The sequence below is a fragment of the Streptomyces sp. NPDC037126 genome (assembly GCF_055605965.1).
This window is the reverse complement of the sequence record NZ_JBVJTD010000018.1, coordinates 166,146-187,118: the sequence shown is the minus strand read 5'-3', so window position 1 is coordinate 187,118 and position 20,973 is coordinate 166,146. Positions and strand designations below refer to the sequence as shown.

Below are 20,973 nucleotides of genomic sequence, written 5' to 3'. Positions count from 1 at the left end.
GTGCTGACTGTTGCCTCCGACATCGAGGTCCTGGTCCGGTTCGGCCGGGCGCTCGCCGATCCGATCCGCTGCCGCATCCTGCTCGCCCTGCGGGAGGCACCCGCCTATCCCGCGGACCTCGCCGACGCGCTGGACATCTCGCGCACCAGGCTGTCCAACCACCTCGCCTGCCTGCGCGACTGCGGCCTGGTCGTGACCGTCCCCGACGGCCGCCGCACCCGCTACGAACTCGCCGACGAGCGCCTCGGCCACGCGCTCGACGACCTGCGCACCGCCGTGGTCGCCGTCGAGGGCGACCGCACGTGCGTCGATGCCGACGACAAGGGGTGCTGCTGACCATGAGCGCAGAGACATCCATCTCCCTCGGCCCCGACCCGGCCAGGAGCGGCGTGCTCGCCCGGCGGATACGGCTGCTGGTCGCCGCGACCATCACCTACAACGCCGTCGAGGCGGCCGTCGCCCTCACGGCCGGGACCCTGGCTTCGTCCACCGCGCTGATCGGCTTCGGCCTCGACTCCGTCATCGAGGTCTCCTCAGCCGCCACCGTCGCCTGGCAGTTCTCCGCCCGTGAGCACGCGGTGCGCGAGGCCCGCGAGAAGACTGCGTTGCGGATCATCGCGCTGTCGTTCTTCGCGCTCGCCGCCTATGTCACCGTCGATGCCGTACGGGCCCTGACCGGCACAGGTGAGGCCACGCGCTCCCCGGCCGGGATCGTGCTGGCCGCCCTCTCGCTCGTGGTCATGCCGGTCCTGTCGGCGGCCCAGCGCCGCGCCGGACGGGAACTCGGCTCCGCATCGGCCGTGGCCGACTCCAAGCAGACCCTGCTGTGCACCTATTTGTCGGGGGTCCTGCTGGTGGGCCTCCTCGTCAACGCCGTGTTCGGCTGGTCGTGGGCCGATCCGCTCGCTGCCCTGGTCATCGCCGCGGTCGCGGTGAAGGAGGGGCGCGACGCGTGGCGTGGGGAGGGATGCTGCGCAACGCCGGCGGCCGTCGCGCCGGGCGCCGGCCGGACGGAGGTGGATGCCTGCGGCTGCGCTCCGGGGTGCGACTGCTGCCCTTGACGGAGACTCCGGGCAAGGGAGGGTGCCGGCATTCACCGGCGCTCGTCCGCCGCCTGCCGTCGGCCGCAGTCCGGGCACACCCCGGACAACTCCACCGTGTGCCGGACGTTCGCGAACCCGGAGGTCTGCGCGATGGTGTCGGCCCATTCCTCCACCGGGCCGGAGTCGACAGGCCGGCTCAGGCCGCAGTCGGTGCAGATGAGGTAGTGGCGGTGTTCGGGTCCCGGGCGGTAGCGGAAGAGGCGTTCGCCGCCGGTGTCGCGCACCATGTCGGCCCGGCCGACGGAGGCCAGGGCGGTCAGCGTGCGGTAGACCGTGGAGAGGCCGACCGGTGAGCCGGCGGCGGCGAGCTGGTTGTGGAGGGCTTGGGCGCCGACGAAGCCGTCGGCCCGGATGAGTGCCTCGACCACGACGGTGCGTTGCTGGGTGAGGCGGCCGATCAGCGTGACGTCGTGTGACGAGGTGGGGGTGCACTGGTGGGGTGCCATCGGGTGCCTTCGCTCATGTGCCGGTGGGGGCGGCGGTGTGCGTACCAGCCGTACGAGGATCGGAGGCGGGCCGTCGTATCAGGAACGTCGCGGCGTAGACAGCTGTGGCGGCGGCCATGATGGCGAAGCTCGGCGGCATCTTCGGCACCCAGTACGAGGCGAACAGCCCCGCCCACATCTCCAGCACCGCCAGGCCGGCGGAGAGGGCGAGCGCACGGTAGGGGCGGTCGGTGAGCCTGATCGCGGCACCGGCGGGGGCGGCGAGCAGGCCGAGCAGGAGGAGGGAGCCGACGGCCTGGGTGGCCTCGGCGGCGCTGATCCCGGCCAGGGCGAGGAAGCCGTAGCCGAGCAGCCGTACCGGTACCCCGCGGGCGGCGGCCACGGCCTCGTCGAGCGTGGCGAACAGCAGCGGCCGGGCGATGAGGACCACCAGCAGGCCGACCGCGGCGGCCACCAGGGCGGCGATGGCCGCGCTGCCGGCGGAGATGCCGAAGACGGAGCCGAACAGCACGCTGATTCCGGCGGTGCCGTTGGCGGTGCTCCGGGAGGTCGTGTAGAGGGTGATGAAGAAGGCGCCCAGGCCAAGGATCCAGGAGAAGACGCTCCCGATGACCACGTCGTCGGGCCGGGCCTTGCGGCCGAGGGTGCCGAAGAGCAGCGCCATGGCGATGGTGGCAGCGAACAGCCCGAGGCGGAGGTCGGCACCGAAGGCGAGGGCGGCCATCGCGCCGGTGAAGGCGACGTGGCTGAGCGCGTCCCCGGTGAAGACCTGGGCCCGCAGCACCAGGAAGTAGCCGACCAGTCCGCAGGCCGCGGCGATGGCGGTACCCGCGAGGAAGGCGTGCAGGAAGAACGGGTGGGACAACGGGGAGGCGGCGAGCAGGACGGTCATGCGACCACCTCCTTGGCAGTGGGCGCGGCGCCGGCCCGGGTGCGGGCGAGTGCCTCGCGCAGCGAGCGTCGGCCCAGCGCGAGCAGGTATCCGGCGAAGGCGATGGTCGTCACGAAGAAGCCCAGTGGGTAGGGCGAGTAGTAGGCGGCGGTCAGCCCGAGCCAGGTCGCGGCGAAGGCCAGCAGGACGGCCAGGGACAAGCTCAACGCCGGGCGGGCGGTGAGGACTTGAGCGGTGGCGGCCGGGATCACCATGAGGGCGAAGACCAGGAGGGTCCCGGTGATCTGGCTCGCCTCGGCGGTGGCCGCACCGAGCAGGACGAGGAAGACCACCGACAGGGTGCGGACCGGGACACCGCGCCCGGCGGCGACCTGCGGGTCGACCGAGGCGAACAGCAGCGGCCGTCCGATCAGCGCGAGCACCGCGAGCACCACCGCGCCGACCACCGTCAGCACGGTCACCTGGGAGGAGGTGATTCCCAGGAAGGTGCCGAAGAGGATGGTCTGCGGTCCCTCCAGCAGCCCTCTGTACAGGGCGGTGAACAGGAACCCGGACGCGAGCAGGAACGCCTGCACGGTCCCGGTCAGCGCCGACTCCTCATGCTCGCCGCCACCCCGCAGGGCGGCGATGACCAGCGCGGCGGCCACGCAGAGCGTGAAGTAGCCGTAGACCGCGCTGAACCCGAGCAGGAGCGCTCCGGCAGCGCCGGGGAAGGCGACGGCGGAGACGGTGTGTGCGGCGAACGTCTGCCGCCGCAGCACCACGAACCAGCCCACGACCGCGGAGACCACGGCGACGACCGCGCCGGCGCGGAACGCGTTGACCATGAAGGGGTAGGACCACATGTCCTGGAAGTCGGCCAGGAGGTTCCACGACCAGGTTGGTGCCCCTGTCTCAGCGAGCATCATGACCGCTCCCCGGGGTGTCGTGCCGGTCGGTGTGCACCGCGGGCGCCTCCGGCTGTCCCACGACGACCAGCCGGCTGTCCGAGGTCCGCAGTACCTCGACCGGTGTGCCGTAGAGCCGGGTCAGCGTCTCGGAGGTGATGACCTCGGCCGGTGTGCCTGCGGCTGCGCCGCCCTCGGCCAGGTACACCACCCGGTCCAGGTGGTGGAGTATCGGGTTCACGTCGTGGGCGACCATGACCACCGAGACGCCCTCCTGGTGGCAGATGCGCCCAATGAGTGCTGCGACGGCACTCTGGTTGGGTAGATCGAGGCTGTCCAATGGCTCGTCGAGCAGGAGCAGTTCGGGGCGGCGGACCAGTGCCTGGGCGATCAGCAGCCGCTGCTGCTCACCGCCGGAACACTGCCCGATCGGCCGGTGCGCGTACGCCGAGGCTCCGACCAGTTCGATCACCTCATCCACCCGCGCGCGGGCGGCCCGCCGATGCACACTCGGGATGGGCAGCGGGACCCCCCACCGGTCACCGTCCAGGCCCATGCGCACCACGTCCACGCCGCGGATCCGCAGATTGGCGTCGAAGCTGCGGCGCTGCGGCAGATAGCCGATGCGCTCGTTGGCCTGCCCGGGCCGGGCGCCGAGCACCCGGACCTCACCGGCCGCCGCGGGCAGCGCGCCCAGCAGGACCTTGATCATGGTGGACTTGCCGACGCCGTTGGGGCCGAGCACGGCAGTGAATTCGCCGGTCCCGATGCGAAGGTCCACCCCCGACCACAACGTCCGGCCGCCGACCTGCACGGCGGCCCCGCGCAGGGCGACCACCGGGCTGCTTCCCTCTCCCGCGATCGCCTCGTGACCGCCGCTGCGCTGGGTGGGCGCAGTGGGCACCGCGTGTGTGACGGCCTCGCGGGCCTTCGCTATCGGGTTCATGGCTTCAGTTCACTTCCCGGTGGCCTTGGCCAGGGCCTGCTCGATGCCCTGCAGTTCGGTGGTCTGCCACTGCTGGAAGGAGGCCCCGGCCGGGGCGAGGGTCTCGGTCACCGTGGCGACCGGGATGCCCTGGGCCTTGGCCTCCTTGACCTGCGCCTGCACGTCCGGCGTGGAGTTCTGGGAGTTGTAGACGTAGATCTTGATCTTCTTGTTCTTGATCTGCTGGTCGATGGTGGCCTTGTCCTTGGCCGTGGGGTCGGAGCCCTCGCTCATCGCGTCCAGGAACGTCTCCGGGGTGAGCATCTTCAGCCCCAGGCCCTCGGCGAGCGGCGTGACGATGGACTCGGAGGCACCGATCGGGGTTCCGGCGTACTTCGCCTTGATGTCGGCGATGAGCTTGTTGTAACCGGCGAGCGTCTTCGTCTCGAAGGTCGTCTTCTGCTGGTCGAAGTAGGCCGCGTCGGCCGGGTCGATCTTCTTGTAGTCGGCGGTGATCTTCTCGATGACCTGGTGCACGTTGTCAGGGGAGTACCACCGGTGCGGGTTGCCGCCCGGCTTGATACCGACCAGGTCGCCGACCTTGAGCTGGGTGCGTCCGCTGCCGGGGTTGGCGGCGAGCAGCTTGTCGGCCCAGGCGTCGTAGCCGATGCCGTTCACGATCGTGTACTGGGCGCCGGCCACGGTACGGGCGTCGGCGGCGGTCGGCTCGTAGTCGTGCGGGTCGGTGTCCGGGTTATTGATGATGCTGGTCACCTTCACGTGGCTGCCGCCGAGCTGGGAGGCGATGCTGCCCCAGAAGTTCTCCGCCGCCACCACCTGGATCGTCTTGCCCGAGCCGCTGTCGCTGCCGGTCGCGGCGGTGTCTGTGGTGTGCGGGGAGGAGGTCGAGCAGGCGGTCGCCGTCACGGCCGTCAGGGCGGCCGTCGCGGTGACCAGTGCGATCCTCGCGGTCGGCCGGGCGGAACGGGAGGCGGGGGCGGTGGACATGCGGGAAGCTCCTTCGGGCGATGCCGGGCGCGCGGCGGACGCGCGCCCACCGTGTGGCGACATCTTCGACGCTAGATGAAAATGATTTTCAGATCAATGGGAGATGGAAACCGTTGCCATCTTTTGACCGCGCGTACGACTGCTCGGGAGCTGCACAGGTAGGGGGTACGGCGGATGCCGCCGGGACGAGCGTTGGCGGCCGTCGCTCACGAAGACCGGGTGTCCTGGTGGGCGACGGCCGCCAAGGGGCAAAGTGGCCGACCTGATTGCCGAACGCCGGTTCCGGCAGTCGGCGGTCGCGAGCGGCAGTGGTTCAGCAGTCGCGGAACTCCGGCGACTGGTTGAGGATCTGCGCCCGCAGCGAGGTGAAGCGGGTGTGGGTGTCGCCGCCGCGCGCCTCGGGGTGGAAGGCGGCGACGCGGTGGCAGTTCTGGAAGGCGAGGGCGATGCCGAAGTGGCGTTCCAGGCTGCCGCGGATGGCGTCGCTGGACAGGGCGCGCAGCAGTTGGCCGCGCTCCTTCTCGGAGTGTGGCGGGGTCTGGTTGTCGGCGAACTCCGTGGTACCGGAACGCAGTTCTTCTGCGAGGCGGGCGATGAGGTCGTAGGCGTACGGCAGGGAGGTGCGCACCGTTTCCACGAAGTCCTCCTCCCGTACCTCGCCGTTCTCGGCTTCGGCGAGGAGCTGCGGGGAGACGTCGAGTGACATGAAGGGCTGTCCTGTTCTCTTGCTCTGGGTTCTGGTCTTGGGAGTGGGATCAGGTGAAGGCGGTCAGTGATGCGGGGCCGTGCCGGAAGTCCGGGTCGACCTGAGTGGCGAGGTCCTGGCCGGTGGCCTCGTTGGCCCAGGCGGCGGCGTTGCGCAGGTGGAACTGAACGGCGTGCTTCTGGAAGGCCGCCCAGTCCTTGGGGCGGGCGTCCACGGCCGCGCGCAGCAGGTCCAGGGTGCGGGTGTTGTGCGGCTCCAGCTCGCCGTGGCCGCGGCCCTGTTCCTGCGCGCGCACGTAGGAGGACTGCTCGCAGTGCGCGAGCAGATCGTCGCCGACGTGCTCCTTGAGGAAGAGTAGGTCGTCCTCGCCGGTGACCTTGTTGCCGACGACGGCGATCGGGATGCCGAACTCGGCCGCGTGATCGCGGTACTGGCGGTACACCGAGACGCTCTTGCGGGTCGGCTCGACGACCAGGAACGTCATGTCGAAGCGGGTGAACAGGCCGGAGGCGAAGGCGTCGGCGCCGGCGGTCATGTCGACGACGACGTACTCTCCGGGGCCGTCCACGAGGTGGTTCAGGTACAGCTCGACCGCGCCGAGCTTGGAGTGGTAGCAGGCCACACCCAGATCGCTCTCGTCGAAGGTGCCGGTCGCCATGAGTGGTACGCCGCCGACCTCCTGGACGTGGTGGCCGTGGATCTCGTCGTCGCCGAGCGGCCGCAGCAGCACGGAGCCGCGTCCGGGCGGGGTTGTCTTGACCATGGCGTCGCGGGACGGGATCCGCGGATTGGCGCCCCGCAGGTAGTCCTTGATCTCGCCGGTGCGCGCGCTGAGCGGCGGCGCGGCGAAGACCTCGTCCTCGTTGAGGCCGAGGGCGTGGGCCAGGTGCTGGTTGATGTCGCCGTCGATCGCGACGACCGGCGCCCCCGAGTGCGCCAGGTGGCGGGAGAAGAGGGCCGACAGGGTCGTCTTGCCGCTGCCGCCCTTGCCGACGAAGGCAACACGCATGGCTAGCCACCCTCCGTATTGAAAATGGATGTCATGAGCATAGGCTGGTGGTGCGGCCGGATGCTGTCAAATCACCTGAGCCTCAACTTGCTGTCGGGTACGGCGTGTTGGAGCTTCCCTGGCGGCGAACAGGGGATCCCTTTCACTCATACGGAGGAGACACGGAGATGAGCGATAGCGCAGGCGGCCGTCGGAGTCGCCCTTTCACCCTCGTGGTCTGCGGCTCATGCCGTGCCGCCGCGAGAGGGCGGGCGATGGACGAGCTGCGCCGTGCGGGCCAGCAGTGCCCCCTCGGGGTGATGGTCTCCACCGGTTGCCTCGGGAAGGTGCTGCACTGCCGCAGGGGCCGCGGGCTCTACGCCGCCGTGCAGCCGTGCGGGGTCGACCGCACTCCCGCCGGGATCGTCGTACGCCTCGGTCCGCTGGTGACAGAAGCCGACGCCGAGGCGGTCGGGACGTGGCTGCGGGTCGGAATGCCCGACGACGGCACGCTGCCCGACCGGCTCCGCACGGCCCCCGCGCCCCAGCAGGTCGCCCACCTCAACTGACGGGCTGGTCGCGCACACCGAGGCGCAGGTGCTCGATGTGGTGGACGGCCTGGTCGAGAAGCTGGGCGACGTGGTCGTCGTAGAGGCTGTAGACGATGCGGCGGCCGTCGCGGCGGCCGGTGACCAGGCCGAGGGCGCGCAGCAGGCGCAGTTGGTGGGAGACGGCGGACTGTTCCATGCCGACGGCGGCGGCGAGTTCGCCGACCGGGTAGGGCCGTTCCCGCAGGGCGGTGAGGATCAGCAGGCGGGACGGTGTGGCCAGGGCCTGGAGCGTTGTGGCGACGGAGGAGGCCGTGGCTTCGTCGAGCCGGGCGGCCGCGAGGACGTCGCGGCCGCCCGGCGTCGAGGTCATCGGCGGGCACGGGCGCGGGCCTCGCGCGGTGGGCGGATGAGCTGGAGTGCCAGGGCGGCTGGCGGTTCGGCGATGCCGGGTCCGCCCTGCGCTGCCCAGCTCAGCAGGTCGTCGGTGCTGTCGTCGTCCATGGCGAAGCCGACCCAGACCGCGCGGCCTCCGGCCCGGCGCCCGGCGGTGGAGGGCTGGACGACGATGACGTTGGCCTGGTCGCAGGGGCCGAGGCAGTCCGTCGTGCGGACCTGAAAGCCGTGCTGTGCCGCGCCGGCGCGCAGGCGTTCCAGTTGCCAGGCGTGGTCGGTGCTCGGGTGCTTGCGGGGGTTGCCGCAGCAGCAGCCCCGGCACACGACGAGCGTGCAGGGGCGGGGAGCGGCCGCCCGGATCACAGACCGGTTCACAGCGCGGTCCGGGACGGCACGCAGTACGTCTGGATCCGGCCGTCCCGCCAGGCGACGGCCAGCAGGTGAGGGCCTGCCCAGGCCAGCGCCCCGACCGCCGCACCGGTGCCGTCCAGTTCGCGCACCGGGCGCAGGCGTGCCTGCGGCCGCCCGGCCGTGGCGTGCCACAGGGCTACGGTGCCGTCGGCACCGCCGCTGGCCAGATGCCCGGCCGCGCCCGGCCGCCAGGCGAGCGCGGTGACCGTCTCGTGGCAGCGCAGGGAGCGCGGTGCCGTGCCCTCCGGGCCCTTGCCGGAGAAGTCCCACACGGTCACGTCGGGTGCGCCGTCGGCGGCCAGCCAGAAGCCGGTGTCGTCGAAGGCGAGGCGGGAGACCTTCTCCGGGTAGCCGGACATGGTCAGCTCGCCGCCGTCGCGGGCACGCCAGATATGGATGGAGGCGTCCTGGTTGCCGCTGCAGATCCACCGCCCGGTGGGCGCGACGGCGAGTGCGAGGTGGGAGCCGACGTAGGGGTAGGTGGCGACCGGCTCCTCAGTGTGCCGCTCGTGGCAGCGCACGGCGCCGTACGCCGCCACAGCCAGGCGCCGCCCCTGCCGCATCCAGGCGAGGTCGGTGACGGTGGACGCGGCTGGCTCCGTGCGCCACAACTCGCCTCCGTCCGTGTCGAGTACGAGCGCGCGACGGCCGGAGGCGACCGCGACCCGAGTGTTGTCGGCCCAGGCGGCGGCGGCCGACCAGGCACCCGACTCCCGCACCGTCGTACGCCCGTCGGAGCGGCGCCACAGGGCGTATCCCAGGGGGCCGGTCGCCACCACGTGCCGGGCATCCGGGGAGAGCGCGACCGCGAGTGCGCCTCCGGGAAGGTCGAACGCGCCGATCTCGGCGCCCATCGCCGCGTCGAGGAGCTTCACCGTCCCCTCGGCCCCGGCGACGGCGACCAGATCACCCCGCGCACTCAGCGCGACGGGTGCGTCGTCGACGCCGGCCTCCCAGGCGAGCGGGGACTGAACCGTCGTACTCACGCGGCCGCTCCCGCCGTGGTCAGGCAGTCGACGAAGCCGCGTTCGAGCCCCTCGCGGTCGAGGTTGCGGCCGATGAACACCAGCTTGTTCGTGCGGGTTTCGCCTTCGCGCCAGTCGCGTCCGAAGGTGCCGTCCAGCAGCATGTGCACGCCCTGGAAGACGTACTGCTTGGGCGCTCCGGCGATGGCGAGGATGCCCTTGGAGCGGAAGAGGTCGACGCCCTTGGTGCGGAGCAACTGGCCGAGCCAGGCGTTGAGCCGGTCCTCGTCGAGTTCGCCCGTCAGCTCGATGCCGACCGAGGTGACGGTGGTGTCGTGCTGGTGCTCGGTCTCGGTGAGGAAGGCGGGGTCGTCGGCGAGCACCCGCTCCAGGTCGAACGCGCCCACGTCCAGCACTTCGTGGAGATTGATGCGCGCGTGCTGTGCCGGGATGATCCGCACTCCGCCGTTGATGGCCCGGATACGGCGCACGACCTGTCCGATGGTCTCCTCGTCGGCCAGGTCGGTCTTGTTGAGGACGACCCGGTCGGCGAAGGCGATCTGCTCGACGGCCTCGTTCTCCACGCCCTCCGGCTTGACCTCGTCCAGGTGCTGGAGCACATGGGCGGCGTCGACGAGGGTGACGATGGCGTCCAGCCGCAGCTGGGCGGCGATCTCGTCGTCCATGAAGAAGGTCTGCGCGACCGGTGCGGGGTCGGCCAGTCCGGTGGTCTCGATGAGGATGTGGTCGAACTTCTCGCGGCGCCGCATCAGCGCGCCCAGGATGCGGATCAGATCTCCGCGCACGGTGCAGCAGATGCAGCCGTTGTTCATCTCGAAGATCTCTTCCTCGGCGTCGAGGACGAGGGCGTCGTCGATGCCGACCTCGCCGAACTCGTTCTCGATGACCGCGATCCGCATGCCGTGGTTCTCGGTGAGGATGCGGTTGAGGAGGGTGGTCTTGCCGGAGCCGAGGAAGCCGGTCAGGACGGTGACGGGCACCCGCTCGTCGCGCGGCTCGCCGGGTTCGGGGGTGGTCAAGTCGGTCTCCTGTCGTGCTGTTCAGGTGTGGCGAGGAGGGCGGCCCGCAGGTCGTCCTCGGTGATCTGGTCGGCGGGTCGGTGCAGGGTCCAGCGGCGGGCGTCGCCCTCCATGGGCAGCGCGACGACGACCGTCTCCAGCGGTGGGCAGCCCGGTTCGGTGCAGGCGAGCTGGCGGATCAGGACGGCGGTGTCGTCGTCGAGATCGAGCAGGGTACGCACGGCCTCCTTCAGCTCGCGCAGCTGCGGACTGGGTCCCGGAGGCCCGGGCCGCGATCCCAGTGGCATGGCTGTTCCTCTCCTCCCTCTCCGTCCCCGGACGGCCGGCCTCCGTCGGTGTGGGGCAGACAGTCGGCGCAGACGCCGGTGAGTTCGACGGTGTGCTCGACCGCGGTGAAGCCGGTCGCGGCGGCGATCCGGCCCGCCCACTCCTCCACGACCTCGGAGTCCACCGGGAGGCTGCGGCCGCAGCCGCGGCACATCAGGTAGTGGCGGTGCCCGTCGGCCGGGCGCAGCCGGTAGAGCCGCCCACCGATCTCGTCGCGTACGACGTCCACACCGCCGTCCGCCTCCAGCTCGCGCAGGGCGCGGTAGACGGTGGTCAGGCCGATCGCGTGGTCGCCGGCCACCAGCAGGGCGTACAAGTCCTGGGCCGACACGAAGTCCTGGCAGCCCGCGAGTGCGTGCGTGACGGCCTTGCGTTGTCGGGTCGTCCGGCCGCCCATGGCGCATCACCCCCTGTGGCTCGTGCCGGGTCGGCACGCTCCACCGTAGATGGAAATGAAATCCATGTCCATATGAACGGCCAGTCATGTGCGGCTTGGTTGGCGACGCCTGGTTCAGCAGTGCTGCCGGGGCAATCGGACGGCAGGTCCTTGCGGGTGTGGGCTGTCAGGCCGGTGTCTTCGGGACGGCGGATTGTGACGGGAACCTCCCCGTGGAGCACCTCCCGGACTCCCGACCCGCGTCGATAATGACCTTGTGCGCTCGCTAGCCAGGAATGCCGTCCTGCCCCTGACGCTGGTCATCGTCGGGACAGCCGCAGTGGTGGGCGACGCCGCGGGGGAAACCCATGCGGCCAGAAGCAGCGGGCGCAGCGGTTTCGGCAAGTCTGGCGAGCCGGGCCAGTCCGCGCAGGACCAGGACCAGCCCCTCTCCGCGACGGCCCCCGCCGAGGACGGCAACGCGTACACCCCCCGCAGGACCGAGGAGAACGCCCGGATCGGCGCGGTCTTCGAGAAGGACGACCAGGGCGCCCATTTCTGCACGGCGAGCGTGGTGCAGAGTCGTGGCCGGAACATGCTGATCACCGCGGCCCACTGCGCCTTCGACGCCGACTCCGGACAGCCGCTGAACGACCTGGTCTTCGCGCCCGGCTACCGCAACGGCGACGAACCCACCGGCCTGTGGAAGGTCAGCAAGGTGGTCGTCGACGACCGCTGGGCCAAGTCGCAGGACGAGGACCTCGACGTCGCCTTCCTGGTCCTCGACCAGAAGGACGGCAAGGACATCCAGGACGTCCTGGGTGGCAACACCCTCGGCATGGATCGTGGCTTCGACAACAAGGTCAAGATCACCGGCTATCCCAGCAGCCGTGACACCCCGGTCTCGTGCCAGAACCGCACCACGAAGTTCAGTGACACCCAGCTGCGCATCCAGTGCACCGGTCTCGAGGACGGGACCAGCGGTAGCCCCTGGCTCGCCGACTACGACCCCAGGAGTCACACCGGCACGGTCATCGGCGTCCTGGGCGGCCATGAAGGCGGCGGAGACCAGGACGACGTGTCCTACGCCGCGTACTTCGACGACGACATCGCCAAGCTCTACCGACGAGCCCAGGACGAGGACTGAGCCCAGTTCATCCGCACACCTCGGCACCCCCAGGACGCCCCTCGGTCTCCTCGGCGTCGCCGCCAAGGCCGCGATGCCCGCGACGAACCCAGACGGCCGGGTGCAACGAGCGCCAGGCTGAGACGCACCTCGGCGCCGCCGCCCACGTCGACTCCACTCTCGTGGCCTCTCGGCTTCAACACCCTGCTGGACACGGCTCGCCCGTACCAGACCGCCGCGGTCAACGACGTACGGACACAGCCGCAGGATCTCGCCGCCGCCCGTCCGACCACGATCGCCGCCTGAGGCCATCAACACGGTGGGGGACAACCCGGAGCGCCTGGCCGGCGAGGCGTTCTTCGCCGCGCTGTTCGGGGTCAGCCCTGTCGAGCGTTCGTCTGACCGTTCGGGCCATGGTCGACGAAGGACCCCTGGCAAGGCGGGCCACAAGGCTGTCCGTCAATTCCGGTCACGAGTGGGCGAAGAATAAGTCAGGGGCCTTGCCGAGTTTCCGGCGCCATCACGGTTCAGACCGCCCGAGCAGGGCCGGTGCCATCCACCAGCACGTCACGCGCGGAGAGGCAAACCACCATGACGACCAGAGAGCGCAGCACCTCCTCCAGCACGGATCCTCCCGTTCGGGGTGAGGTCGCCCTGGGCGTGGACACGCACGGCGAGGTGCATGTCGCCGCCGTGGTCTCCCCGCTCGGGAAGATCTTGGGGACCGAGTCCTTCCCGGCGACGGCGGCCGGCTACCGGCAGCTGCTCGCGTGGGCCCGTAAGCGGGGGACGGTGCGCCGGGCGGGTGTGGAGGGCACTGGCACCTTCGGGGCGGGCTTGTCCCGCTACCTGCTGGCTCAGCGGGTCCAGGTGTACGAGGTGAACCGGCCCGACCGCTCGGCCCGCCGTCTGTGGGGGAAGTCGGACCCGCTCGACGCGCAGGCCGCCGCGCGGGCCGTGCTCAGCGGTCGCGCCCGGGCCCGGGCCAAGTCCGGCGACGGTCCGGTGCACAGCGCCCGGATGTGGAAACTCGCCAAGGACTCCGCGGTCAAGGCCCGTACCCAGGCGATCACCAGCTCAAAGCCGTCCTAGTCATCGTCGACCCCGCACTGCGGGAACAGATGTCCAGCCTGGGCAACCGCGAGCTGATCCGCACCTGCGCACGCCTCGGCCTATCCGGCGGTGGGGGAGACGAGGACGCGGTGGCCCAGGCCACCCACCTGACGTTGCGCATGCTCGCCGAGCGCATCGAACAGCTCACCGCTCAGATCGACGAGCTGAACCAACGCCTGACCCGGCTCGTCGAACACCACGCACCACAGCTGCTCGTACCGGTGGGCATCGGTCCGGACAGTGCCGTCACTCTCCTGATCACCATGGGGGACAATCCCGAGCGACTGAACACCGAGGCGTCCTTTGCTGCCCTTTGCGGAGTCAGCCCCATCGAGTACTCCTCCGGTCGGCGGCGCACGCGTCGGCTCAACCACGGCGGCGACCGCCAGGCCAACGCGGCCCTGCACCGCATCGTCTTCACCCGCCTGCGCCACGACCCGCGCACCCAGGCGTACTACGAACGCCGCACCCAGGAGGGCAAGACCCGACGCGAGATCATCCGATGCCTCAAACGATATGCCGCCCGCGAGGTATTCAACCTGGTCAGACCGGTTGCCCGCACACCCGAGTTATAGGGGCGTCTGTGATAGACGGGTGATACGGCGAGGCACCGCGGCGTCCGTCCTGACGGGACGTTGAGGGGAGACGTGAGACGGCGAAGCCGCACCGGAGCTCTCCGGTGCGGCTTCGTAGTGAGTGCGGCTGCGCTGTCGGGCGCGATGTGTTCGGTGCCTCATGCGGCCTGTCCCTTGTGACGCTTTTGGGGTGCGTCTACTTTGCGATTGCACTCGCCTATGCGCCCAAGAAGCCGGTTTCGTCAGGCGTTCCGTTGTGTTGAGCTGCGGATGGTGCAGTCGAGGACGAACGCTCGGACGTTCAGGTTCCTGCTCTCGTTGAGCTGAGCGGCCTGGGCATCACAGGTCTCCTTCAGGCCGGCAGGTGCCTGCCCCGCAGCTGGCCGCTTGCGTTCCTTCGCCGTCCACTGGTCGGTGGGGAAGAAGGCGATCAGGTAGCTGCCGTTGCGAGTGCCCAGCGTGGCGAGGTAGTCGTCGGCGAGCTGGGTTTGCATGTGACCTCGATGCCGGGGATCGCGGTCAGGACCGCCGCCACGCTGCTGGTCACCGTCGGCGACGGCATCAGCTTCCCCACCGCCGCCCACCGGGATCTGAGCGGCTCGCGGACGAGATGAGCGAGGTTGGCAGCTCGCCCGCATGCCGTTGGCCCGGGTCTTGGTTTCAGGCGTGGTCGAGTGACTCCGAGGGCTCGGCACGGGCGCCTGTGCCGAGCCTGTCGAGCGCAGCGTGCACTGTGGGGAAGACGGGGAGCAGCGTGTCGAGGCCGAGGAGGCGCCACACCTGCTGGTAATGGTCGCTGAGGGCGGCGAGGCGCAGCGTGCCCGCATGGTTGTCGAGCGCGCGCGACAGCGTGATGATCATGCTGACGCCCGAGGAGTCGAGGTAGTGCACGTCGGAGGCGTCGAGTACGAGGGTGGCGCAGCCCTCCTTGATCAGGTCCTGGCACCGGGCGCCGATGTCGGAGGCGTTGTCGTAGTCGACCTCGGCCGGCAGTCGGACGACCGTCGGGTCCGCGTGCCGTACGAGCACTCTCAGCATCGAGAACCGACTCCCATCCAGATGGTTCATGCCTGTGCCACCGGCGCCTTTCTGCTTGTCGCCGCCCGGTGACACCACCGCGCCTACCCTGGGGCGACGTCGGTCACGCGTGCCTTTCAGCGCTGGGGGCGGTCAGCGGACCGTTGGCACCGGCGGGCTCAGTCGCGCAGTTCGGTGTGCAGGCGGATCGTGGTCCCTTCGTCCGGTGTGGACCGGATCTCGACGAGATCGCAGAGCTGGTGGACGAGCCACAGCCCGCGTCCACCCACCTGCCCGGCGGTCGGCATCGTACGTCCGGCCAGTGGGTCCTCCAGGTAGCCGGCGTCGCGGAACTCGCAGACGAGCCGTCGTTCCTCGCTCCAGGTGCGCAGCACGCCTTGTCCGCCGCCGTGGCGGATGCTGTTGGTGGCCACCTCGGTCGCGGCCAGATGCAGTTCGCGCAGGCGCCCACCGGTCAGGCCGTGCTGTTCGGCGCAGGCAGCGATCTTCTCCCGGAGGGCGGGCAGGTCGCCGCTGGTGTAGACGAACTCGTCGTACGGGTCACAGGGGTCGGTGAGGGCAACGAACGCATAGGGTGCCCGCGCGTCGTAGTCCTCGCTCAGCACCGTCCGGCCGTCTGTGCGGATGTGGGGGTGGCAGCGTGCCATGCCGGCCAGGGCGGCCTGGTCGCGTGCGACGTCGTAGGGGCACAGCAGCCACCAGGCCGGGCCCTGGGCGAACGCCCTGTTGAGCAGCCATTCGTGGTAGCGCAGTTCCTCGGCCTCAGCAGCATTGCGGGCCTTGTCCCAGGGGGATTCGCCGATCCCGCGGACGGGCCGACCCTCCGCGACGTGTTCCTTGATCCATCCTTGCCAGGCAGCGATGAGCCGCCCCGGATGATGTGCCACCCGGCTGGTGTCGACATAGCGGACGGTGTCGGTCTCACGGATCTCCGCACGCAGCAATGACGCCTTTTCCTGCGGCACGGCCACGACGACGGCCTCGTCCCCGTCGAGCGCTTCCTGGATGAAACCCACAGCGCCCGCGACGAATTCGTCGCTGCCCGAGTACGGATACAGCTCATGCCGGTATCCAGTGCCTTCGAGGGGGGTGGACGAAGAGGAGGTCACGGTGCCATCACCACCGGAACGTCGGCGACTGCGAAGCCGGACAGCTTCCAGGCGAGCCGCACGGTCTCGTTGGTGCCTTCCAGGATGACCTTGCGATCCGGAAGGTGCCTGGCGGCATCGGCCAGCGCGCTCATCCCGGCGGCATCGAAAAATTCCAGGGTCTGACAGAGCAGACGCACCGTCGGCGAGTGAGCGAGGAGGGTGCACAGGATGGTGCCGAAGGCCACCGCGCCGTCGCTGTCGACGGTCCCGGTCACCGTCCAGCCTTCCTGCTCGGTTCGGTACGCCCGGAACGCGGGTGAGACCGGACGGCTGCCCAGATGATGCGGATGCACACAACTGATCTGCTGCAGAGCCGGCAGGTCCCAGTCGGCACCGCTGTAGGCGCAGACCACCATGGCTCCGGTGTCGGCGGCGAACTCCTCGAGATCGAGCTCGCTGCGCAGCCACTCCCCGTTCCGGTCCGCGCGAGGGCCCGGCACGACATGGTGCAGCACTCGAAGGGAGCGGAACCCCTCCCGGTGAGCAGCGGCCGCCTCCCGACGCACCGCGGAGAGAAGAGAACCCCGCAACCGCGCAGGGTCCAGTACATGCGGTGCGAACTCGCATTCCGCCCGCGGGGCGGGACCGACGATCACGACCTTGTCGCCGTGCAACGCACCGTCCGCGACGAAAGCCCGGCTGCGGTCGATGACGTCATCGGTACGATCCAACAGGTGGCAGACATGATCGCCAGTGTCGACCTCGTCCAGGGTCGGCAGTACGCGCGGCGCTCTCACTACTCCTCCCTCGCTCCTCCCTCACTCTACTGCTCTTGTACTTTCCTCCCGCGTACTCCCCAAGGAGTGGGGCGCTGCTCGCCACCTCGTCCGGCTGCCACCGACCTGGCGACCAGGCGTTGGCCTCGAAAGGTCTCCCGCAGCGCCTTGAGGACTTCGTACCCCTCCGTGTGGATCTGCTGTCCGGCCCTCTGGGATCCGACCTCCACAAGAGATTCCTTGCAGAGGAGGCGCGGCTACTTGGCCACGGTGATCAGGACGCCGGGGTTCGACGGGTCACCACTCATCCGGCCAGACAGCTCGCCGAGGGTCTCGGACCCGCGCTGTACGCCGCCGAGCACGACGTCGAGGGTGTGGTGGACGCCGTCATCGTCGACGCGAGCATCGGACGCGGCCGCATCACCTGGATCGATACCGGCGACGCCGAGAAACACGCTGGTGTGCTGCGGGTGATCCATCACGGCAACGCGACGGCGCTGCTGTACGGCCGTGGTTTGAAAAGGCGGAGTGGCAGTCGGCGGAGCTCCCAGAGCCTGGCCTGGCCGTCAGGACAAGCACCGGCATTCAGGCCGGCAGGTCGAGGGCGGTCTGCACGATCTCCAGCCAGATCCGGTTCTGGGCCGCGCGGGTTTACTCACTGCAATCAGCCGGGTTGCGTTGATGCTCATCGGCCTTGCACGCATCGGCATAGTCATCAGCAGGCTGTGAGTCGCGGGGATGTGCGTTCAGCGATGCAGGACATCGTTGACCAGGCGCATCAGCTTGCTGTCTTGCGGGCAGTGCGCGATGAGACCACACTCGTTGGCTCCTCACCGCCCAGAGGGGCGGTCACGTAGACGATGGTTCCGCCGTCTACAGGCCCGCCCCGGCGCACTGCAGACGGGGCGGCCGGGCCGCGGGCGCGGCGAAGCAGCGAATGGGCTGCCGGCTGGAGCCGAGGTAACTGTTCATGGTGGCGATGTGCGAGGACGGATTTCCTGGTGCCGACCTCGTGGGTGCGGGGCAGGGGCCTGGACCTGCCAGGCGGCTGGCTACGGTTCCAGGAATTCAAGCGCCCGCGGGAGGAATCTGTCGTGATGCTGGAAGATCCCGCCGTGTCCGGCGTCGGGGTAGAGGGGTTCGAGTTCGCCCTGGGGCAGCCGGGCCGCCAGGTCGACTGAGTTGACGCTCGGGACCATGCGATCGCTCTCACCGTTGGCCACCAGGACCGGTTGGTGGATGCGCGACAGGTCGGCCGGTGCCTGGCGGCCCCAGTGGTGGATGGCCGTGAGCTGGGCGCGGAATGATGAGAGCGAGATGGCTTTGTCGCGGTCGTCCGTGCGTTCCTTCAGCCGGGCCAGGAAGGCGTGTGCCGCTCGGCGGCCATCCGCGGTGTCGGTGAAGAAGAGGTACTGCTTGGGGTCTTTGCGGGTCAGGACGGCCTTGATGGTGTCCTTGATGGTGAGGCTGGTGACCTTGTCGATGCCGGGGCCTCCGGCGGGTCCCGTGCCGGCGAGGATGAGTTTGCGTACAAGATCGGGTTCTTCTGCCGCGATGACCTGGGCGATGAAGCCGCCCATCGACAGGCCGAGCAGGTCGACCCTGTCGTACCCGAGGGCCCGGATGAACAGCACGGTGTCGCGGGCCATCGCCTCGATCGTGTCGGGTGTGGTGCCGCCGGACGCGCCGACGCCGCGGTTGTCGAAGGTGACCACCGGGCGCCGGGCGGCGAGTCCGTCGACGACGCGGGGATCCCAGTTGTCCAGGACTGCGGACAGGTGGTTGAGGAGGATCAGTGGTACGCCGTCGTCCGGGCCGAGTTGCCGGTAGACGAAGCTCACGCCACGCACGGAAACGGAGCGGTTCGGGATGTTCTTGTACGACGTCGGGGTGGGGGAGCTGGGCGGCGTGCTCATGGCCGGGTCCTCAGGTGGTGTGGCGGGGAGCGGGGTGTTCAGGGACTTCTTGTTGCCGGAGGTGACGGGCGCCTGCGACTCGTCACCGCCCTTACGTCATTGCGACGACGACTTTGCCTGCCTTTGCCCGTCCCTTTTCCACGTATTCCATGGCCTGGAGGGTTTGCTCGAACGGGAAGACGCGGTCAATGACGGGACGGACCTTCCCCGTGTCGATGAGGGGGGTGAGTTCGCGCAGTTGGTTGCCGCTGGCCTTCATGAACAGGAACGAGTACGACACACCGTGGCGCTTGGCGTTGCGCCGGGCTGTGAAGCTGAGGGCTGTCATGGCCAGGCGGAGGATCGGGTTCGCGCCCAGTTCGCGGGCGAAGGCAGGGTCGGGCGGGCCCGCGACGCTGATGGCTATGCCGCCGGGCTTGAGAACGCGCAGGGACTTGGCGAGGTTCTCGCCGCCGAGGCTGTCGAGGACGACGTCGTAGCCGTCGAGGACCTCTTCGAAGTCCTGGATGCGGTAGTCGACGACGACGTCCGCGCCGAGGTCCTTGGCCAAGTCGACCTTGGCGGTGCTCACGGTGGTGGCCACATGCGCGCCCAGCACCTTGGCCAGCTGGACGGCGATGGAGCCGAGGCCGCCGGCGCCCGCGTGGATGAGGACTTTCTGGCCTGGCTGCACGCGTGCCCGCTCGACCAGTGCCTGCCATGAGGTCAGGGCGACCAGGGGGAGGGAGGCGGCCTCGGCCATGGTGAGGGTGGCCGGTTTGGGTGCCAGGTCGTCCTGGTGGACGGCGATGAGTTCGGCGAAGGTGCCGATGCGGTCCTTGTCGGGCCGGGCGTAGACCTCGTCGCCCACCGCGAAGCGGGTGACCGACGGGCCGACCCGGACGACGGTCCCTGCGAGGTCGTTGCCCAGAACGAGCGGGAGACGGTAGGGCATGAACGCCTTGAAGTCTCCGTTGCGGATCCTGAGGTCCAGCGGGTTGATGCCCGCCGCGTGGATCTTGACCAGGACGTCGTCGGCACCTATCTGGGGGTCGGGTATTTCGGCGGCGCGCATCCCGGCTTGGTCGCCGTAGTTCTCGACCATGAAAGCCTTCATCGTCGTCTCCGTTCCGTTCCCGTCCGTGAAAGGTCGGGGTCTCCGTTCGCCCCGGGCTCTTCCCAGTACGAGATAGTTCGTGTTGTTTTTCTGGCCGCGCGCTGGCGCACCGGGTCCTCAGCCGCGTTCACCCATCAGGCCACCGGCACGACCGGGGCGGTGACGCGGTCGGCGGCGCCTCCCTGGAGGCGGTCCAGGGAGGCGGCGATCCCCTCGTGGGGCATACCGAGCGGCACCGCGCTGACCTCGGTCAGGCGGGTGTACTGCTCATCGGTCAGGTGGACGTCCAGGGCGCCGAGGTAGCTGTCGAGCTGGGAGAGGTTGCGCGGGCCGATGATCGGGACGAGCGTGGCCACGGAACGGGCGGCGCGCTCGCGCACCCAGGCCACCGCCACCTGGGCGGGCGTCATGCCGGTCTCCTCGGCGATCGCCAGAACGGTGTCGACGACGGCGGTCTTCTGGTCGGTGCTCTCGGTGTGGATGACCATGCCCAGGTCGCGCAGGCGCCCCTCGGAGGAGCTGCGGTATTTGCCGGTGAGCAGTCCGCCGCCGAGCGGAGACCACAGGGCGGCCCCGAGCCCGAGGCTCTCGGCCATGGGCAGGAGCTCACGGTCGGCGGTGCGCTCGACGAGGCTGTACTCGTGCTGGATGCCCACGATCGGGGCCCAGTTCTTCAGGTCCGCGAGGGTTGCCGCGCGCGAGACGCGCCAGGCGGGGAAGTTGGACAGCGCGGCGTGGTGGATCTTGCCGGCGCTCACCAGGTCGTCGAGTCCGCGCAGGAGTTCTTCCATCGGAGTGAGCTGGTCGGGGAAGTGCACCCACAGCAGGTCGATGTGGTCGGTGCTCAGGCGCTTCAGGCTGGCCTCGACCGAGGCGACCATGTTCTTGCGGCTGTTGCCGGTTCTGGAGATGTCCGGCTGCGGGGCGGCGCCGAGGGCGAACTTCGTGGCCAGGACGAAGTGGTCGCGGTCGGCGGAGATCAGCTTTCCGGTCAGTTCCTCCGCCTCGCCGAACTGGTAGCCGTCCGCGCTGTCGAGAAAGGTGCCGCCGGCCTCGGCGAACCGGTCGAAGATCCGGCGTGCCTCGTCCGGCTCGGCGCCTGCGCCCCAGCCGGTGCCGAAGTTCGCGGTGCCGAGCGCGTACTCGGAGACGCGCAGTCCGGTCCGGTGGCCGAAGGTCGTGTAACGCATGAGATGTCCTCGCATGAAGGGGTGTGAAGGTGGT

General features: G+C 69.8%; 25 protein-coding genes and 2 pseudogenes. 6 read left to right on the top strand and 21 right to left on the bottom strand.

Features of this window, described 5'->3' with window-relative positions; genetic code table 11:
- The gene (locus ACZ7FF_RS32800; RefSeq protein ID WP_470816829.1) at nucleotides 1-336 is read left to right on the top strand and encodes an ArsR/SmtB family transcription factor; all 336 of its coding nucleotides are present in this window, start codon (nucleotides 1-3) and stop codon (nucleotides 334-336) included.
- Nucleotides 337-338: 2 nt separating this feature from the next.
- Complete coding sequence (locus ACZ7FF_RS32795; RefSeq protein WP_470816827.1) at nucleotides 339-1,061, top strand: cation efflux transmembrane domain-containing protein; 723 nt, start codon at nucleotides 339-341, stop codon at nucleotides 1,059-1,061.
- A gap of 32 nt (nucleotides 1,062-1,093) precedes the next feature.
- On the opposite strand, the gene ACZ7FF_RS32790 is transcribed toward ACZ7FF_RS32795, so the two are convergent.
- From ACZ7FF_RS32790 to ACZ7FF_RS32760, 7 genes are all read right to left on the bottom strand, one after another.
- Nucleotides 1,094-1,549, bottom strand: coding sequence for a Fur family transcriptional regulator (locus tag ACZ7FF_RS32790; protein WP_470816823.1), 456 nt, complete (start codon nucleotides 1,547-1,549; stop codon nucleotides 1,094-1,096).
- Nucleotides 1,550-1,562: 13 nt separating this feature from the next.
- On the bottom strand, nucleotides 1,563-2,441 hold the full coding sequence (locus tag ACZ7FF_RS32785; RefSeq protein ID WP_470816818.1) for a metal ABC transporter permease: 879 nt from the start codon (nucleotides 2,439-2,441) through the stop codon (nucleotides 1,563-1,565).
- Complete coding sequence (locus ACZ7FF_RS32780; protein WP_470816816.1) at nucleotides 2,438-3,349, bottom strand: metal ABC transporter permease; 912 nt, start codon at nucleotides 3,347-3,349, stop codon at nucleotides 2,438-2,440. Before ACZ7FF_RS32780 ends, ACZ7FF_RS32785 begins: the two co-directional genes overlap by 4 nt.
- On the bottom strand, nucleotides 3,336-4,274 hold the full coding sequence (locus ACZ7FF_RS32775) for a metal ABC transporter ATP-binding protein (protein ID WP_470816814.1): 939 nt from the start codon (nucleotides 4,272-4,274) through the stop codon (nucleotides 3,336-3,338). Before ACZ7FF_RS32775 ends, ACZ7FF_RS32780 begins: the two co-directional genes overlap by 14 nt.
- A gap of 9 nt (nucleotides 4,275-4,283) precedes the next feature.
- Nucleotides 4,284-5,261, bottom strand: coding sequence for a metal ABC transporter solute-binding protein, Zn/Mn family (locus tag ACZ7FF_RS32770; protein ID WP_470816812.1), 978 nt, complete (start codon nucleotides 5,259-5,261; stop codon nucleotides 4,284-4,286).
- 313 nt (nucleotides 5,262-5,574) lie between these two features.
- Nucleotides 5,575-5,967, bottom strand: a complete 393-nt coding sequence (locus ACZ7FF_RS32765) for an SCO5389 family protein (RefSeq protein ID WP_470816811.1) — start codon at nucleotides 5,965-5,967, stop codon at nucleotides 5,575-5,577.
- A gap of 49 nt (nucleotides 5,968-6,016) precedes the next feature.
- Nucleotides 6,017-6,976, bottom strand: coding sequence for an ATP-binding protein (locus ACZ7FF_RS32760; RefSeq protein WP_470816809.1), 960 nt, complete (start codon nucleotides 6,974-6,976; stop codon nucleotides 6,017-6,019).
- 254 nt (nucleotides 6,977-7,230) lie between these two features.
- On the opposite strand from ACZ7FF_RS32760, the gene ACZ7FF_RS32755 reads away from it, so the two are divergent.
- Nucleotides 7,231-7,524 (top strand): hypothetical protein, encoded by a 294-nt coding sequence (locus ACZ7FF_RS32755; protein ID WP_470816807.1) that lies wholly within the window; start codon nucleotides 7,231-7,233, stop codon nucleotides 7,522-7,524.
- On the opposite strand, the gene ACZ7FF_RS32750 is transcribed toward ACZ7FF_RS32755, so the two are convergent.
- Genes ACZ7FF_RS32750 through ACZ7FF_RS32725 form a run of 6 tightly spaced genes read right to left on the bottom strand, consistent with a single transcriptional unit; the run spans nucleotide 7,517 to nucleotide 11,039 of the window.
- Nucleotides 7,517-7,876 (bottom strand): ArsR/SmtB family transcription factor, encoded by a 360-nt coding sequence (locus ACZ7FF_RS32750; RefSeq protein ID WP_470816805.1) that lies wholly within the window; start codon nucleotides 7,874-7,876, stop codon nucleotides 7,517-7,519. The two genes, ACZ7FF_RS32755 and ACZ7FF_RS32750, sit on opposite strands and share 8 nt — an antisense overlap.
- The gene (locus ACZ7FF_RS32745; protein WP_470816803.1) at nucleotides 7,873-8,274 is read right to left on the bottom strand and encodes a (2Fe-2S) ferredoxin domain-containing protein; all 402 of its coding nucleotides are present in this window, start codon (nucleotides 8,272-8,274) and stop codon (nucleotides 7,873-7,875) included. Before ACZ7FF_RS32745 ends, ACZ7FF_RS32750 begins: the two co-directional genes overlap by 4 nt.
- On the bottom strand, nucleotides 8,271-9,296 hold the full coding sequence (locus tag ACZ7FF_RS32740; protein WP_470816801.1) for a WD40 repeat domain-containing protein: 1,026 nt from the start codon (nucleotides 9,294-9,296) through the stop codon (nucleotides 8,271-8,273). Before ACZ7FF_RS32740 ends, ACZ7FF_RS32745 begins: the two co-directional genes overlap by 4 nt.
- Nucleotides 9,293-10,315, bottom strand: a complete 1,023-nt coding sequence (locus ACZ7FF_RS32735; protein ID WP_470816799.1) for a CobW family GTP-binding protein — start codon at nucleotides 10,313-10,315, stop codon at nucleotides 9,293-9,295. The genes ACZ7FF_RS32740 and ACZ7FF_RS32735 overlap by 4 nt, the downstream gene beginning before the upstream one ends.
- Complete coding sequence (locus tag ACZ7FF_RS32730) at nucleotides 10,312-10,536, bottom strand: hypothetical protein (protein ID WP_470816798.1); 225 nt, start codon at nucleotides 10,534-10,536, stop codon at nucleotides 10,312-10,314. The genes ACZ7FF_RS32735 and ACZ7FF_RS32730 overlap by 4 nt, the downstream gene beginning before the upstream one ends.
- Before the next feature lie 8 nt (nucleotides 10,537-10,544).
- Nucleotides 10,545-11,039 (bottom strand): Fur family transcriptional regulator, encoded by a 495-nt coding sequence (locus ACZ7FF_RS32725; RefSeq protein ID WP_470816796.1) that lies wholly within the window; start codon nucleotides 11,037-11,039, stop codon nucleotides 10,545-10,547.
- Between the two features lie 256 nt (nucleotides 11,040-11,295).
- On the opposite strand from ACZ7FF_RS32725, the gene ACZ7FF_RS32720 reads away from it, so the two are divergent.
- Nucleotides 11,296-12,165 carry a trypsin-like serine peptidase gene (locus ACZ7FF_RS32720; protein WP_470816794.1) on the top strand — a complete coding sequence of 290 codons (870 nt, stop codon included), beginning with the start codon at nucleotides 11,296-11,298 and terminating at the stop codon, nucleotides 12,163-12,165.
- 570 nt (nucleotides 12,166-12,735) lie between these two features.
- A pseudogene (locus ACZ7FF_RS32715) lies at nucleotides 12,736-13,832 on the top strand (IS110 family RNA-guided transposase).
- Between the two features lie 242 nt (nucleotides 13,833-14,074).
- On the opposite strand, the gene ACZ7FF_RS32710 reads toward ACZ7FF_RS32715, so the two are convergent.
- On the bottom strand, nucleotides 14,075-14,326 hold the full coding sequence (locus ACZ7FF_RS32710) for a hypothetical protein (protein ID WP_470816791.1): 252 nt from the start codon (nucleotides 14,324-14,326) through the stop codon (nucleotides 14,075-14,077).
- On the opposite strand from ACZ7FF_RS32710, the pseudogene ACZ7FF_RS32705 reads away from it, so the two are divergent.
- Nucleotides 14,327-14,416: pseudogene (locus tag ACZ7FF_RS32705) on the top strand (transposase); the annotation flags it as partial.
- Nucleotides 14,417-14,492: 76 nt separating this feature from the next.
- Here the strand turns inward: ACZ7FF_RS32705 and ACZ7FF_RS32700 are convergent.
- From ACZ7FF_RS32700 to ACZ7FF_RS32670, 7 genes are all read right to left on the bottom strand, one after another.
- Complete coding sequence (locus ACZ7FF_RS32700; RefSeq protein ID WP_470816789.1) at nucleotides 14,493-14,870, bottom strand: STAS domain-containing protein; 378 nt, start codon at nucleotides 14,868-14,870, stop codon at nucleotides 14,493-14,495.
- Nucleotides 14,871-15,028: 158 nt separating this feature from the next.
- Nucleotides 15,029-15,979 carry an anti-sigma factor RsbA family regulatory protein gene (locus ACZ7FF_RS32695; RefSeq protein ID WP_470816787.1) on the bottom strand — a complete coding sequence of 317 codons (951 nt, stop codon included), beginning with the start codon at nucleotides 15,977-15,979 and terminating at the stop codon, nucleotides 15,029-15,031.
- A complete protein-coding gene (locus ACZ7FF_RS32690; protein WP_470816786.1) occupies nucleotides 15,976-16,758 on the bottom strand; it encodes an MEDS domain-containing protein in 783 nt (260 codons plus the stop codon). Before ACZ7FF_RS32690 ends, ACZ7FF_RS32695 begins: the two co-directional genes overlap by 4 nt.
- 236 nt (nucleotides 16,759-16,994) lie before the next feature.
- Nucleotides 16,995-17,216: a hypothetical protein gene (locus tag ACZ7FF_RS32685; protein ID WP_470816784.1), complete on the bottom strand. Its 222-nt coding sequence runs from the start codon at nucleotides 17,214-17,216 to the stop codon at nucleotides 16,995-16,997.
- A gap of 573 nt (nucleotides 17,217-17,789) precedes the next feature.
- Complete coding sequence (locus ACZ7FF_RS32680; protein WP_470816783.1) at nucleotides 17,790-18,653, bottom strand: alpha/beta fold hydrolase; 864 nt, start codon at nucleotides 18,651-18,653, stop codon at nucleotides 17,790-17,792.
- 91 nt (nucleotides 18,654-18,744) lie between these two features.
- Entirely contained in the window at nucleotides 18,745-19,749 is a 1,005-nt protein-coding gene (locus tag ACZ7FF_RS32675) for an NADP-dependent oxidoreductase (protein WP_470816781.1), read from the bottom strand.
- A 134-nt stretch (nucleotides 19,750-19,883) separates the two neighbouring features.
- The gene (locus tag ACZ7FF_RS32670; protein ID WP_470816779.1) at nucleotides 19,884-20,939 is read right to left on the bottom strand and encodes an aldo/keto reductase; all 1,056 of its coding nucleotides are present in this window, start codon (nucleotides 20,937-20,939) and stop codon (nucleotides 19,884-19,886) included.
- Nucleotides 20,940-20,973: the final 34 nt, after the last annotated feature.